The organism is Streptomyces lincolnensis (assembly GCF_001685355.1).
GTDB classification, from domain to species: Bacteria; Actinomycetota; Actinomycetes; order Streptomycetales; family Streptomycetaceae; genus Streptomyces; species Streptomyces lincolnensis.
Genome location: NZ_CP016438.1, coordinates 2,866,228 through 2,881,305 on the forward strand (window position 1 = coordinate 2,866,228; position 15,078 = coordinate 2,881,305).

12 protein-coding genes are annotated in these 15,078 nt (G+C 70.8%); all 12 read right to left on the reverse strand.

The window, feature by feature from the left end; all coding sequences use genetic code 11:
- Positions 1 to 2: 2 nt before the first annotated feature.
- Complete coding sequence (gene pgeF / locus SLINC_RS12695; protein WP_067430990.1) at positions 3 to 731, reverse strand: peptidoglycan editing factor PgeF; 729 nt, start codon at positions 729 to 731, stop codon at positions 3 to 5.
- A gap of 10 nt (positions 732 to 741) precedes the next feature.
- Complete coding sequence (gene ftsZ, locus SLINC_RS12700; protein WP_067430992.1) at positions 742 to 1,941, reverse strand: cell division protein FtsZ; 1,200 nt, start codon at positions 1,939 to 1,941, stop codon at positions 742 to 744.
- Between the two features lie 282 nt (positions 1,942 to 2,223).
- Positions 2,224 to 3,018, reverse strand: coding sequence for a cell division protein FtsQ (ftsQ, locus tag SLINC_RS12705; protein WP_067430993.1), 795 nt, complete (start codon positions 3,016 to 3,018; stop codon positions 2,224 to 2,226).
- 35 nt (positions 3,019 to 3,053) lie between these two features.
- A complete protein-coding gene (murG, locus tag SLINC_RS12710; RefSeq protein ID WP_067430994.1) occupies positions 3,054 to 4,151 on the reverse strand; it encodes an undecaprenyldiphospho-muramoylpentapeptide beta-N-acetylglucosaminyltransferase in 1,098 nt (365 codons plus the stop codon).
- 6 nt (positions 4,152 to 4,157) lie between these two features.
- Complete coding sequence (ftsW, locus tag SLINC_RS12715) at positions 4,158 to 5,519, reverse strand: putative lipid II flippase FtsW (protein WP_067430995.1); 1,362 nt, start codon at positions 5,517 to 5,519, stop codon at positions 4,158 to 4,160.
- A gap of 116 nt (positions 5,520 to 5,635) precedes the next feature.
- Positions 5,636 to 7,060 carry a UDP-N-acetylmuramoyl-L-alanine--D-glutamate ligase gene (gene murD, locus SLINC_RS12720; protein ID WP_067431000.1) on the reverse strand — a complete coding sequence of 475 codons (1,425 nt, stop codon included), beginning with the start codon at positions 7,058 to 7,060 and terminating at the stop codon, positions 5,636 to 5,638.
- On the reverse strand, positions 7,042 to 8,130 hold the full coding sequence (gene mraY / locus SLINC_RS12725; protein ID WP_067445266.1) for a phospho-N-acetylmuramoyl-pentapeptide-transferase: 1,089 nt from the start codon (positions 8,128 to 8,130) through the stop codon (positions 7,042 to 7,044). Before mraY ends, murD begins: the two co-directional genes overlap by 19 nt.
- A complete protein-coding gene (locus SLINC_RS12730) occupies positions 8,130 to 9,536 on the reverse strand; it encodes a UDP-N-acetylmuramoyl-tripeptide--D-alanyl-D-alanine ligase (RefSeq protein WP_067431001.1) in 1,407 nt (468 codons plus the stop codon). Before SLINC_RS12730 ends, mraY begins: the two co-directional genes overlap by 1 nt.
- Before the next feature lie 4 nt (positions 9,537 to 9,540).
- Complete coding sequence (locus SLINC_RS12735) at positions 9,541 to 11,061, reverse strand: UDP-N-acetylmuramoyl-L-alanyl-D-glutamate--2,6-diaminopimelate ligase (RefSeq protein ID WP_067431004.1); 1,521 nt, start codon at positions 11,059 to 11,061, stop codon at positions 9,541 to 9,543.
- 173 nt (positions 11,062 to 11,234) lie between these two features.
- On the reverse strand, positions 11,235 to 13,211 hold the full coding sequence (locus tag SLINC_RS12740; RefSeq protein WP_079164506.1) for a peptidoglycan D,D-transpeptidase FtsI family protein: 1,977 nt from the start codon (positions 13,209 to 13,211) through the stop codon (positions 11,235 to 11,237).
- Positions 13,201 to 13,824 carry a cell division protein FtsL gene (gene ftsL / locus SLINC_RS12745; protein ID WP_067431010.1) on the reverse strand — a complete coding sequence of 208 codons (624 nt, stop codon included), beginning with the start codon at positions 13,822 to 13,824 and terminating at the stop codon, positions 13,201 to 13,203. Before ftsL ends, SLINC_RS12740 begins: the two co-directional genes overlap by 11 nt.
- A gap of 34 nt (positions 13,825 to 13,858) precedes the next feature.
- A complete protein-coding gene (gene rsmH, locus SLINC_RS12750) occupies positions 13,859 to 14,818 on the reverse strand; it encodes a 16S rRNA (cytosine(1402)-N(4))-methyltransferase RsmH (protein ID WP_079164507.1) in 960 nt (319 codons plus the stop codon).
- Between the last annotated feature and the right edge of the window lie 260 nt (positions 14,819 to 15,078).

A 15,078-nucleotide genomic window follows, 5' to 3' on the forward strand; every position in this document is an offset into this window, starting at 1 on the left:
TCTCAGCCCAACCAGACATATCCCGCGAGTCGCCCCGTGGTGCGATCGCGACGGTACGAGAAGTGGTCCCCCGACTCCCGCGTGCAGGCCGGCGACTGCTCCCGGTCGCGCACCCCGAGTCGATGGAGCTGCGCGTGCACCCCCGCGGTCACGTCGACCGCCGGGGTGCCCCAACTGGTTTCGGCGTATGCCGCCGGTTCGACGGCGGCGACCTCGGCGCGCATCGCCTCCGGCACCTCGTAGCACCGGCCGCAGACGGCCGGTCCGGTGCGGGCGACGATCCGGGAGGGCTCGGCACCGAGTTCGATCATGGCCCGTACGGCGGCGGGGACGACCCCGGCGACCATGCCGGGCCGGCCCGCGTGGGCCGCGCCGGCGATCCCGGCGACCGGGTCGGCGAGCAGAACCGGGGTGCAGTCGGCGGTGAGGACCGCGAGCGCCAGTCCGCGTTCGGCGGTGACGATCGCGTCGACCTCCGGCACCGGCCGGTCCCCCCAGGGTGCGGAGACCACCGCCACATCGGCCCCGTGCACCTGGTTCATCCAGACCACCCGGTCCGGATCGAGACCGAGCGACTTGGCCGCCAGCTCGCGGTTGGTCCGTACGGCGTCGGGGTCGTCGCCGACCGCTCCGCCGAGGTTGAGCTCCTCGTACGGAACGGCGCTCACCCCGCCCCACCTGTCGGTGAAGGCGAAGTGCGCGCCGTTCACGGTGTCGCGCTGTCCTATCACGTCAGAAGGATCACTTGAGGAAGTCCGGTACGTCCAGTTCCTCGGCCGCGCTGTCCGTGTAGGACCGGGACGGCGGGACCGGAGGGGAGACCGGGATGTCGGCGACCGGCTCGGGCTCCGGGTCCTCCTTCGGCGTGACGCTGCCGAGCGAGCCGAAGGACGGACGGCTCTCGCTCTGCCGTACCGGGGTCGGCTCCTCTCGGCGGCCGGAGGACGAGGACGACGAGGTCGAACCGAGGACGGTGTCCCGGCGGGCCGGCGGCTGGCCGCCGTCGAAGCCGGCCGCGATGACCGTGACCCGGACCTCGTCACCGAGGGCGTCGTCGATGACCGCGCCGAAGATGATGTTGGCCTCGGGGTGGGCGGCCTCGCTGACCAGCTGGGCGGCCTCGTTGATCTCGAACAGGCCGAGGTCGGAGCCGCCGGAGATGGAGAGCAGCACGCCCCGGGCGCCGTCGATGGAGGCCTCCAGGAGCGGCGAGGAGATCGCCATCTCCGCGGCGGCCACCGCACGGTCGTCGCCGCGGGCCGAGCCGATGCCCATGAGGGCCGAACCGGCCTCCGACATGACGGACTTGACGTCGGCGAAGTCGAGGTTGATCAGACCGGGCGTGGTGATGAGGTCGGTGATGCCCTGGACACCGGAGAGCAGGACCTGGTCGGCGGACTTGAAGGCGTCCAGGACCGAGACCTGGCGGTCCGAGATGGACAGCAGCCGGTCGTTCGGGATGACGATGAGGGTGTCGACCTCTTCGCGGAGCTCGGCGATGCCGTCCTCGGCCTGGTTCGCGCGGCGCCGTCCCTCGAAGGTGAACGGGCGCGTGACCACGCCGATGGTGAGGGCGCCCAGCGTGCGGGCGATGTTGGCCACGACGGGCGCGCCGCCGGTGCCGGTGCCGCCGCCTTCTCCGGCGGTCACGAAGACCATGTCGGCCCCCTTGAGGACCTCCTCGATCTCCTCGCGGTGGTCCTCGGCGGCCTTGCGGCCCACGGCCGGGTTGGCTCCGGCGCCGAGTCCGCGGGTGAGTTCGCGGCCGACGTCGAGCTTGACGTCGGCGTCGCTCATCAACAGTGCCTGTGCGTCGGTGTTGATGGCGATGAACTCGACGCCCTTGAGACCGACTTCGATCATCCGGTTGATGGCATTGACACCACCGCCGCCGACACCGATGACCTTGATGACTGCGAGGTAGTTCTGCGGTGCTGCCACGTCGAAGGCCTCTCGCCTCGAATTACGTTGTCGCCGCCTCACGGGGTGAACCCGTGGTCCGACGACAGATGCCGAATGGGACGGTCCGTAGCGCCGACCCGAACCCTAACGCTGAAGTTTAGGGTTACCAGTGTGTCTGTTCCCTGGAGTCTTCTGAACAGGACACTAAGTCGACAAGTGGCGCACGTTCAACGAACACGCCGAACCTCCCGTTTTTCTTTTCACCCTATGTGATCAGCCGTAGCGCTAGCCAACCAGGGTGCTGGCCTGCGCGGATGTGCGTCAACTCCCTGATGACGCAGGCGCGGTGGGGACACTGACGTCGAAGTGCCGCGCATCCGGCGAGGCTTTCATGAGAGCGGTGAGCGTGCGAGCCTTGGCGGCACTCTTCTCGCCACTCCCCCAGGCGACGGTCCGCCCACCGGTCAACTCCAGCGAGATGTCGTCGTATGAACGCACCTTGACGGTCCGGGCGTCCTTCGCGACGGCGGCCGGAACGGCACCGGCGATCCGGACCGCCTCGCGCACGAGCCGGCTCTCGTCGAAACGGCGCAGGCTCGCGGCGCGCGAGCCCGGCTGAGAGAGCGTCAATTCCAGTGTGGGTACGCCTTTCGGCGCCTCGGAAACCGTGGCGAATCGGACACCCTCGTCGTCCACTTCGACAAAGTTTTGCCCCTTTTGGACAAGCAGAACCGGAGTACGCTCGGTCACTTTCAGCCCGATTCCGTGGGGCCAGGAACGCTCTACGTCAACCACGTCAATTCGGGGCAATTTCCGGCTCAGTCGTGCCTCAATCGCATCGGTGTCGACGGAAATCAGCGGTGCGCCGACCGGTACGTCGGCGGCTTCCCGCACCTGTGCGGGCGTCAGAATCCTGGTGCCGGAGACGGACACGCGCTCCACGCGCAGCCAGTTCGAGCCGTACAGGACCCAGACGGAACCCGCCGCGAGGACCACCAGCGCCACCGCGAGGATGATGATCGTACGAAGTCGGGGCGGGGTGAACCTCCGGGCGGGCGGCGGGCCGGACGACTCCTGCTGGCGTTCCCCGCGCTCGGCGGTCGTCGATCCGGCCACGCTGCCTGCCTTTCACCTACCTGGCACTACGGTCCTTACCGGTGTGCACGAGAGGCGGCGATCGCCTCGTACACCATCCCGACGAGCAGGTCGTCGGCGTCCCGGCGGCCGAACTCGGCGGCGGCGCGGGACATCTGGTACAGCCGGTGCGGGTCGGCGAGCACGGGCAGGACGTTCTGCTGGACCCACTGGGGGCTCAGTTCCGCGTCGTCGACCAGCAGTCCGCCGCCGGCCTTGACCACCGGCTGGGCGTTCAGCCGCTGTTCGCCGTTGCCGATGGGCAGCGGGACGTAGGCGGCCGGGAGCCCGACGGCGGAGAGTTCGGCGACGGTCATCGCGCCCGCGCGGCAGAGCATCATGTCGGCAGCGGCGTACGCGAGGTCCATCCGGTCCACGTACGGTACCGGGATGTACGGGGGCATTCCCGGCATCTGCTGGACATGCGGCAGTTCGTTCTTCGGGCCGACCGCGTGCAGGATCTGGATTCCGGCCTGCTGGAGGTAGGGCGCGACCTGCTGGACGACCTCGTTGAGCCGGCGCGCGCCCTGCGAACCGCCGGAGACCAGCAGCGTCGGCAGGTTCGGGTCGAGCCCGAAGGCGGCACGGGCCTCGGGGCGTACGGCGGCCCGGTCGAGGGTGGCGATGGTGCGGCGCAGCGGGATGCCGATGTAGCGGGCGTCACGCAGCTTGCTGTCCGGGGTGGAGACGGCGACCCTGGCGGCGTAGCGCGAGCCGATCTTGTTGGCGAGGCCGGGGCGGGCGTTGGCCTCGTGGATGATGATGGGCACCCCCAGACGCTTGGCGGCGAGGTAGCCGGGCAGCGCCACATAGCCGCCGAAGCCGACGACCGCGTCCGCCCGGGTGCGCTCCAGGATCTGCTCGGCCGCCTTGATCGTGCCGCGCAGCCGGCCCGGGACGGTGATCAGCTCGGGGGTGGGCTTGCGTGGCAGCGGCACCGCGGGGATCAGCGCGAGGTCGTAGCCCCGCTCCGGTACCAGCCGGGTCTCCAGGCCGCGCTCCGTGCCCAGGGCCGTGATCCCCACGGTCGGGTCCTGCCTGCGCAGGGCGTCCGCGAGGGCGAGCGCGGGCTCGATGTGGCCGGCGGTCCCCCCACCGGCGAGTACGACATGCACCGAAATTCACCGCTCTCCGGACGAACGCGCCGCCGAGGCACGCCGTCGCATCGTGTTCCATCTCCTGGGCTCCCGCGTGGCAGCCGAGCCCCCGGCCCCCCGCTTTCTACCAAAGCGGGGTTGCCGCATCGAAAGCGCCATCCGCGCAGCGGGATCCTCACGCGCGAAGGCGATCAGGAGCCCGATGGCGAACATGGTCGGCAACAGGGCGGATCCCCCGTAGGAGAACAGCGGGAGGGGGACACCGGCGATCGGCAGCAGGCCGAGCACCGCACCGATGTTGATCACCGCCTGAGCGGTGATCCAGGTGGTCACACCTCCCGCGGCATACCTCACGAAGGGGTCCTCCGTGCGTCCGGCCACGCGGATACCCGCATAGCCTAGAGCCGCGAAGAGGGCGAGTACGGACAGCGTCCCCGCCAGGCCCAGTTCCTCACCGGTGACGGCGAAGATGAAGTCCGTGTGCGCTTCCGGGAGTTGGCCCCATTTTTCCACACTCGCACCGAGCCCGGAACCGAAGACTCCGCCGGAGGCCAGGGCGTAGATGCCGTGGACGGCCTGCCAGCAGGAGTCGCCCGGACCGGGCTCGGTGGCGCCGATGCACTGAAGGCGGGCCATGCGGTTGGGGCTGGTCTTGATGAGGATCACACCGAGGGTCGCGGCGACCGACAGCACACCGACGAACAGCCGGGTGGGCGCGCCCGCCAGCCACAGCAGGCCGAACAGGATCGCCGTCAGGATGATCGCGGTCCCCATGTCGCCGCCGATCATGATCAGCCCGAGCAGCATGAAGGCGACCGGCACGAGCGGCACCAGCATGTGCTTCCACTGGGCCAGCAGCTTCTTGTCCTGCTTGCGGGCCATCAGGTCGGCGCCCCACAGCACGAGGGCGAGCTTGCCGAACTCGCTGGGCTGGATCTGGAAGGAGCCGCCGAGGGCGATCCAGTTCTGGTTGCCGTTGACCGACATCCCTATCCCCGGCACCTGCACCAGGGCCATCAGGAAGACGGCCCCCGCCAGGATCGGGTAGGCCAGCGCCCGGTGCAGCTTCACCGGCATCCGGGAGGCGATCAGCAGCAGCACGGCGCCGATGGCGGCGGCCAGGAACTGCTTGCGGAAGAAGAAGGATCCCGGCAGGGACTTCTGAAGGGCCGTGATCTGGGAGGCCGAGTAGACCATCACCAGGCCGAGCACGGTGATCAGCAGACTGCCGCCGAGGATCAGGTAGTACGCGGTCAGCGGGCGGTCCCAGGCGCGGCGGGCGCGCAGGTACAGGCGCAGGAGCGGGTTCTCGCGCGGTGCGCGGGGGGGTGCGGGGCGTCTGACGGCTCGCTGTACGGGTGGCCGCCCGGTACGGCTACCGGGCATCGGCGTCTCCCGCCCGGCCGGGGCCGGCGCCCGCTGTGCGATCGAACCCGGGCCACATCCGAGTCACGCGTCCCTCCCAAGGGTCCCGAGGCACCCGACGTGGCCGAGGCCCGCGGTCAGGTGCCCGCGCCGAGTTCGCGAACCGCCTCCGCGAACGCGTCACCGCGCTTGTTGTAGTTGGTGAACATGTCCATGGAGGCACAGGCCGGCGCCAGCAGAACCGTGTCGCCGGGGGCCGCGAGCCGCTTCGCCTCCTGGACCGCCTGGAGCATCGCCCCAGTGTCGGTCCGGTCGAGGTCGACGACGGGTACTTCCGGGGCGTGTCGCGCGAGGGCTTCCCGGATGAGGGCACGGTCGGCGCCGATGAGCACGGCACCGCGAAGTCGCTTTGCCGACTTGACGACCAGTTCGTCGAAGGCGGCACCCTTGGCCAGACCGCCCGCGATCCACACGATCGACTCGTACGCCGCCAACGAGGCCTCGGCCGCGTGGGTGTTGGTGGCCTTGGAGTCGTCCACGTACGCGACCCCGTCCACCTCCGCGACATGCGCGATGCGGTGGGCGTCCGGGGTGAAGGCCCGCAGCCCGTCGCGTACGGCCGCGGCGGGCACCCCGAAGGCGCGCGCGAGGGCCGCCGCCGCGAGGGCGTTGGCGATGTTGTGCGGGGCCGGCGGGTCGACGTCGGAGATCTCGGCGAGTTCCTGGGCGTTCTTGTGCCGGTCCTCGACGAAGGCGCGGTCGACCAGGATGCCCTCCACGACGCCGAGTTGGGAGGGTCCGGGCGTGCCGAGGGTGAAGCCGACGGCCCGGCAGCCCTCCTCGACGTCGGCCTCGCGGACCAGGTCCTCGGTGGCCTTGTCGGCGACGTTGTAGACGCAGGCGACGCGATTGCCCTCGTAGACGCGGCCCTTGTCGGCCGCGTAGGCCTCCATGGAGCCGTGCCAGTCGAGGTGGTCCGGCGCCAGGTTCAGGACGGCGGCGGAGTGGGCGCGCAGGGAGGGCGCCCAGTGGAGCTGATAGCTCGACAGTTCCACGGCGAGCACGTCGTAGCGCTCCTCGCCGAGCACCGCGTCCAGGAGGGAGACGCCGATGTTGCCGACCGCGGCCGTACGCAGGCCGGCCGCCTTCAGGATCGACGCCAGCATCTGGGTGGTGGTCGTCTTGCCGTTGGTGCCGGTGACGGCCAGCCAGGGGGCCGCGTCGGGGCCGCGCAGGCGCCAGGCCAGTTCGACGTCGCCCCAGATCTCCAGACCGGCCGCCCGGGCCGCCGCGAACAGCGGCTTGTCGGGCTTCCAGCCCGGGGCGGTGACGACGAGTTCGGTGCCCTGAGGCAGGGTGGCGCCGTCGCCGAGGCGCACGGTGATGCCGAGCGCCTCCAGTCCGGCGGCCTGCTCACGCGCGCGTGCGTCGTCGCCGTCGTTGACGACCGTGACGATCGCGCCGCGCTCGTGCAGCGCCTTGGCCGCCGGGATCCCGGAGACCCCGAGTCCGGCGACGGTGACGTGCCTGCCCTGCCAGTCGGTCACTTGTCCGCCGCCCATCCCGCGTAGAAGAGACCCAGTCCGACGATCACACAGATGCCCTGGATGATCCAGAATCTGACCACCACAAGGACTTCGGACCACCCCTTGAGTTCGAAGTGGTGCTGGAGTGGCGCCATGCGGAAGACCCGCTTGCCGGTGAGGCGGAACGAACCGACCTGGATGACCACCGACATGGTGATGAGCACGAAGAGACCGCCCAGCAGCGCGAGCAGCAGCTCGGTGCGGGAGCAGATCGCGAGGCCGGCGAGGACACCGCCGAGCGCGAGCGAGCCGGTGTCCCCCATGAAGATCTTGGCGGGCGAGGTGTTCCACCACAGGAAGCCCAGGCACGAGCCCATCAGTGCGGAGGCGACGACCGCCAGGTCGAGTGGATCGCGCACCTCGTAGCAGGCGCCCGGGTTGGTCAGCGCCTCGCCGTTGGCGCAGGACTCCTGGAACTGCCAGACGCCGATGAAGGTGTAGGCGCCGAAGACGAGGACGGAGGCGCCGGTGGCGAGGCCGTCCAGACCGTCCGTCAGGTTCACGCCGTTGGACATCGCCAGGATCATGAACAGCGCCCAGACGACGAACAGCACCGGGCCGATCGTCCAGCCGAAGTCCGTGATGAACGACAGCTTCGTGGAGGCCGGTGTCTGTCCCCGGGAGTCCGCGAACTGGAGGGAGAGCACCGCGAAGGTGATGCCGACGATCAGCTGGCCGGCCATCTTCGCCTTGGCCCGCAGACCCAGCGAACGCCGCTTGACGATCTTGATGTAGTCGTCGAGGAATCCGACCATGCCCATGCCGACCATGAGGGCGAGAACCAGCACGCCCGAGAAGGTCGGCGGCGGCGTCTCGGCCGCGCCGAGGCCGGTGAACACCTTGGACAGGAAGTACGCGGCGACCGTGGCGAAGATGAAGGCGATACCGCCCATCGTCGGCGTACCGCGCTTGCTGCCGTGGGTGCGCGGGCCGTCGTCGCGGATGTACTGGCCGTAGCCCTTGCGTGCGAGGAGCTTGATCAGCAGCGGGGTGCCGATCAGCGTGAGAAAGAGACCAATGACTCCTGCGAACAGGATCTGCTTCATCATCGGGCGGAAACCTCACCCTCGGCACCGGTCTCGACGAGCGCCTGCGCCACGCTCTCGAGTCCGACCGACCGGGACGCCTTCACGAGTACGACGTCTCCCGGGCGCAACTCGCTGCGCAACAGGTCGACCGCCGCCTGTGCGTCGGACACGTGCACCGACTCCTCACCCCACGAACCCTCGTTATATGCGCCCAGTTGCAGCCAGGACGCTTCCCTGCCCCCGACCGCGACGAGCTTGCCGACATTGAGCCGGACGGCCAGCCGTCCGACCGCGTCGTGCTCGGCGAGCGCCTCGTCCCCGAGCTCGGCCATCTTGCCGAGCACCGCCCAGGTCCGCCGCCCCCTGCCCATGGCCGCGAGCGCGCGCAAGGCGGCTCGCATGGACTCGGGGTTCGCGTTGTAGGCGTCGTTGACGATGGTCACGCCGTCCGGGCGCTCGGTGACCTCCATACGCCAGCGGGAGAGGGAGCCCGCCTCGGAGAGCGCGGTGGCGATCTCTTCCGCGGACATGCCCAGCTCATGGGCGACGGCGGCCGCGGCGAGCGCGTTCGACACGTGGTGCTCACCGTACAGGCGCATGGTCACTTCGCTTGCACCGGAGGGTGTGCGAAGCAGGAAGGCGGGCTGTCCGCTGTCCGTGAGTCTCACGTTCTCGGCGCGTACGTCCGCTTCGTCGGACTCTCCGAAAAGGATCACCTTCGCCTTCGTACGGGACGCCATGGCCCGTACGAGGGGATCGTCGGCGTTGAGTACCGCCGTGCCGTCCTCCGGAAGGGCCTCCACCAGCTCGCCCTTGGCCTGCGCGATCTGCTCGCGGCCGCCGAACTCTCCGATGTGGGCGGAGCCGACGTTGAGCACGAGACCGATCTTCGGGGGTGTCAGGTCGGTGAGGTAGCGGATGTGGCCGATGCCGCGGGCGCCCATCTCCAGCACGAGGAACCGCGTCTCCTCGGTGGCGGACAGGGCGGTCAGCGGCAGCCCGATCTCGTTGTTGAGCGAGCCGGGCGTCCACACCGTCGGCGCCTTGCGCTGGAGCACCTGCGCGATCAGGTCCTTGGTGCTGGTCTTGCCCGCGGAGCCGGTGAGGGCCACGAGGGTCGCGCCCAGCCGTCGTACGACATGACGCGCGAGGGCGCCGAGGGCGCTCTGGACGTCCTCGACGACGATCGCGGGCACCCCGACCGGGCGGGAGGCCAGCACGGCGACCGCGCCCGCCTCGACGACCTGCCGTGCGAAGTCGTGGCCGTCGACGCGTTCACCGGCGAACGCGGCGAACAGGGTGCCCGGTCCCACCTCGCGGGAGTCCCGGACGACCGGTCCGGTGACCTCGGCCGACGGATCCGGTATGTCATGCGTCTGCCCGCCGACGACTGCTGCGATCTCGGCGAGGGAGAGGGCGATCACAAGTTCATCCCTGGGTCTTCTGGATGGCTTCTCGAAGCACCTGGCGGTCGTCGAAGGGACGGACCACTCCGGCGATGTCCTGGCCCTGCTCGTGGCCCTTGCCGGCGACCAGCACGGTGTCACCCGGCTGTGCGCGGGCGACGGCGGCGGCGATCGCGGCGGCCCGGTCCTCGAAGACCTGGACCTCGCCGCGTTCGTGTACTGGCACGGACGCCGCGCCTTCGAGCATGGTTGCGAGGATCGCCAGGGGGTCCTCGGAACGGGGGTTGTCGGAGGTCAGTACGGCGGTGTCGGCGAGCCGGGCCGCGGCGGCGCCCATCGGCCCGCGCTTGGTGGTGTCCCGGTCGCCTCCGCAGCCCAGGACGACATGCAGCCTGCCCTCGGTCACCTTGCGCAGGGCGCGCAGGACCGATTCGACGGCGTCGGTCTTGTGGGCGTAGTCGACCACCGCGAGATACGGCTGTCCGGCGTCCACCCGCTCCAGCCGGCCCGGTACGCCCGGCACGGCGGCGATGCCGTCGGCGGCGGACTGCGGGTCGAGTCCCGCGGCGGCCAGGGCGACGATCGCGGCGAGGGTGTTGGCCACGTTGAAAGGACCGGCGAGCGGCGATGTGGCCGTGATCCGCGTCTCCTTGGGGCCGATCACGGTGAACGTCGAGTCCATCGGCCCGACTTCGACGTCCTCGGCGCGCCAGTCGGCGTCCGGGTGCCCCTCGGCGGAGAAGGTGACCACCGGCACGGTGGCCTCCTTGGCGAGCCGGCGACCGTACTCGTCGTCGAGGTTGACCACGCCGAGACGGCTGCGTTTCGGCGTGAACAGCTGCGCCTTGGCCCGGAAGTAGTCCTCCATGTCGGAGTGGAACTCCATGTGCTCCGGGCTGAGGTTGGTGAAGACGCCGATGTCGAAGACACAGCCGTCGACCCGTCCGAGGACGAGGGCGTGGCTGGAGACCTCCATGGCGACCGCCTCGACACCGCGCTCGCGCATGACCGCGAACAGGGCCTGGAGGTCGGTGGCTTCGGGCGTGGTGCGCTCGGACTTGATGCGCTCGTCGCCGATGCGCATCTCGACCGTGCCGATCAGGCCGGTGGACCTGGCCGTCCGCAGGCCGCCCTCGACGAGGTAGGCGGTGGTGGTCTTGCCGGAGGTGCCGGTGATGCCGATCTGGAGCAGATCGGGGCCCGGGTGGCCGTAGATCGTGGCCGCCAGTTCGCCCATCTCCGCGCGCGGGGCGTCGACGACCAGCACCGGGAGCCCGGTGGCGGCGGCCCGCTCGGCGCCCGTCGGGTCGGTCAGCACGGCGACCGCGCCGAGGCCCGCGGCCTGGGTGGCGAAGTCGGCGCCGTGCAGGCGGGCCCCCGGGAGGGCGGCGTACAGGTCGCCGGGGCGGACGGCGCGCGAGTCATGGGTGATGCCCGTGACCTCGGCGGCGACTTCGGGCGGCTCGGCACCCAGCTGATCGGCGAGTTCCGCGAGGGGTGTGGCGGAGACCTGCACCGGCCGAGGCGGCCCCGGATATGTCACGGGTGCGCCCTTCTGGGTGGTTTGGGACTGATCAGCGTGTGGCACGGCGGTGAGCGTACCGGGCGCACCCGCTTCGGAGCGAAGTGAGGGCGCGAGCGCGCCCTGGTTCCCGGAATCGGGGGTGATCGTTGTCACGAGGTGGTTCCTGGGGGTTCCGTGCTGAACAGGGCTGGTCAGGGTTTGTAGATGACCGGAAGCCTGGCGGCCTTGGCTCCGGTCGGCGGGACCTGGAGGCTCTTCAGGGCGAACTCCATGACCTTCTTGTAGACGGGTCCGCAGATCTGGCCGCCGAAGTAGTTGCCCTTGGTGGCGTTCTGGATGGCGCAGTAGACGGTGATGCGGGGCTTGTCGGCGGGCGCGAAGCCGGCGAACGACGAGGTGTAGCCCTTGTACTTGCCGGTGGCCGGATCCACGCGGTTGGCCGTACCCGTCTTGCCCGCGACCCGGTAGCCGGGGATGCGGGCCTTGGTGCCGGTGCCCTCCTCGTCGTCCACGACGGACTCCAGCATCTGGGCGAGGGTCTTCGCCGTCCGGGCGCTGACGACCCGTGTCTCCTTGGGCTTCGCGGCCGGTGTGAAGCGCCCGTCCGGTCCCTTCGTGCCGCGTACCAGCGTGGGTTCGGTGCGTACGCCGCCGTTGGCGATGGTCGAGTAGACGGAGGCCGCCTGCATCGCGTTGATGGACACGCCCTGGCCGAAAGGAATCGTGTACTGCTGTGAGGTCGACCAGTCGCCGGGCCGCGCGAGGATGCCCGGCGTCTCGCCGGGGAAGCCGAGCCCGGTGTAGCGGCCGAGGCCGAACTTGCGCAGGTAGGAGTAGAGGACCTGGTTGGCCTGGCGCTGCGTCTTGCCGAGCTGGCCGGTGGCCAGGATGGTGCCGATGTTGCTGGACTTGGCGAGCACGCCGTTGAGCGTGAGGTACCAGGTCGGGTGGTTGATGTCGTCCTTGAAGAGCCGGTCGCCGCGGTGCAGCCGGTTGGGCACCACGACATGCGTCTGCGGGGTGGCGACACCCTGTTCGAGTACGGCGGCCATCGACATGACCTTGGCGGTGGAACCGGGCTCGAAGGCGTCCTGGAGGGCCGCGTTGCCCATGTTCACCGAGCTGGCCTTGGACAGGTCGTTCGGGTCGAAGCCGGGCGAGTTGGCCATGGCGAGGATCTCGCCGGTCCGGGTGTCCTGCACGATCACATAGCCGCGGTCCGCCTTGGACTCCTCGACCTGGTCGGTGATCGCGTTCTGCGCGGCCCACTGGATGTCGCGGTCGATGGTGAGCTCGACATCGCTGCCGGGCACCGCGGGCGTCTCGGTGGAGCCCACGGTCGGCACCTGGACGCCGCCGGACTGGGCGTAGCGGATCTTGCCGTCCTTGCCGGCCAGCAGGGAGTTCAGCTGCTGCTCGACACCGCCGCCGCCCTTGCCGTCGGCGTTGACCCAGCCCAGTATCCCGGCGGCGAGATCGCCGTTGGGGTACACGCGCTTGCTGGTGGGCACGGCGAGCACGCCCGCGAGGACGTTGACCGTGCTCTTGTCGTCCTCGGCCTTGGTGCCCAGCGCGCTCTTGAGGTCCTTGATCTGCTTCCAGACCTGCGGGGTCTGCCGGTTGGCGAGCACGACGTAGCGCAGGTCCTTGTTGGCCGGCCTGAGCTTCTTGACCAGCGTGTCCTGCTCCTCGCCGAGGATCGGGGCGAGCAGCGCGGCCGCCTGCTCCGGCCCGTCGCCGATCTTCAGCTGCTTGCGGGTGAACAGCGTGGGGTCCGCGGTGATCGTGTACGCGTCCACGCTGGTCGCGAGGGCCACTCCGGCGCGGTCGGTGATCCCGCCGCGCTCGGCGGCCAGGGTGTAGCCGACGTACCGGTTCTGCTCGGCCTTGGCGGCGTACGTACTGGCGTCGACGGCTTGCACCTGGAGCAGCCGTACGACGAAGGCGATCAGGACGAGGGTCAGCGCCAGGCCGACCATGCGCAGCCGGGGCCGGGGGCTGCCCAGCCGGATGACCTTGGGGGCCGCGGGGCGGGGTGCCGTCGGGCGGCGGGCCGGGCGGGCTCCGGGGCCCGGACGCGGCCGGCCGACGGGGCGTGCGGAGCGCTCGGGGCGTGCGGGTCCGGGCACCCGGCGGCGCGGGGGTTGCCTGCCGGAGTCATCGGCCACTTCCGTCACCTGCCGGGGTAGGGGTCGGGGTCGCGGGGGTCTGAGGGGGCGGGCCCTGCCCGGCGGGCCGGGCGGCCTCCTGCGGTGCGGGCGGCGGAGCCGTGGGGGTCGGGAACGACGTGGGCGTGGGCGTCGGTGCGCCGGGCGCCGGTGTGCCGGGCGTCGCCGGTGCCCGGCCGGTCAGGCCGTCCAGGGCCTCGGGGGCGAGCACGAGGGGCGTGCGCGCGGAGGCCTGCCGGGGGCCGGAGGCGGGACTCGGTACGCCCTTCACGCTGCCATCGGGGTCGAGGAAGGCCGGGTCGCCGCCGGGCACCATGCCGAGTTCGCGGGCGCGGCGCTGGAGAGCCTCGGGGGCCGAGTAGGCGTCGATGTCCCGCTGGAGCGCCTGCTCCTCGTCGGTCAGGCTCTTCGTCTCCTTCTGGAGGTCGTCGAGTCTGAACGACCCCTCGGACAGCGCCGAGTTCAGCACCAGCAGCCCGATGAGACCGCCGCCGAGAAGCAGCACGACCAGGAGGACGAACGGGGCGCGGGCGGCCTGGCCGGGGGTCGCGCCCACCGGGATGAGGCGTGCCAGACGGGCGGCCCTGCCCCTCAGTCGGGGTCTGCTGCTCACTCGCCCGCCCTCCGCGTCCGGTACCCCGGTCCACTCACTCGACGTCCCTCCTGATGCGCTGGGCGCCGCGCAGCCGCGCCGGCGCCGCCCGCCGGTTCTCGGCGACCTCTTCCTCGGTGGGAAGTTCGGCACCACGGGTGAGGAGCTTGAGCCGGGGCTGGTAGCGCTCCGGCACGACGGGCAGCCCGGGCGGCGCGGTGGTGGCCGCGCCGGCCGCGAACACCTGCTTGACCAGCCGGTCCTCCAGCGAGTGGTACGACAGGACGGCGATCCGCCCGTCCACGTCGAGCGCCTTGACCGCCGCCGGGATCGCCCGCTCCAGGACGGCCAGTTCGCCGTTGACCTCGATGCGCAGGGCCTGGAAGGTGCGTTTGGCGGGGTTGCCGCCGGTGCGCTTGGCGGCCTGCGGGAGGCTGTCCCGGATCAGCTCGACGAGCCGCGCGCTGTTGCTGAACGGCTCCTTCACCCGCTCGCGCACGACCGCGCCCACGATCCGCTTGGCCTGCTTCTCCTCGCCGTACGCGCGCAGGATGCGGACGAGTTCGCCCGGCGGGTAGGTGTTGAGGACCTCGGCGGCGCTGATGCCGGTCGTCTGGTCCATGCGCATGTCGAGGGGGGCGTCCTGGGCGTAGGCGAAGCCGCGGTCGGCCTCGTCGAGCTGCATGGAGGAGACGCCGAGGTCGAAGAGGACGCCCTGGACGTGCGGGATGCCGAGCCTGTCCAGTACGTCCGGGAGCTCGTCGTAGACCGCGTGCACCAGCGTGGCCCGTTCCCCGTACGGCGCGAGGCGCTCGCCGGACAGGCGCAGGGCCTCCTTGTCGCGGTCCAGGGCGACGAGCCGGGCTTCGGGGAAGCGGGCGAGCAGGGCCTCGCTGTGGCCGCCCAGGCCCAGGGTGCAGTCGACGACCACCGCTCCCGGCCGGTCCTCCAGGGCGGGCGCCAACAGGTCCAGGCACCGCTGGAGCATCACCGGGACGTGTCGACTCTGGCTCAACTGGCCCTCTCAGGTCCGGCGCGGCCGTCGTCCGCACGGCCGGGTCCCCGCCCGCTCATGAAGGGGAAGGCCTGCCGGCGCCAAAAGCGTCGGCCGGCCGGGAGCGGGAGGAGGCCGAGCCGTACGTACGCGCCGCGCACGTGGGGAGACCGTCCGTGCGCGAGCCGGGGTCTCCGGGAATGTCAGTCCAGCGGGGAGAGCCTCGCCTCCCGCTTCGCGTCACTTTAGTCCACGGTGTCTCGCGGTCAATCAACCGGCCT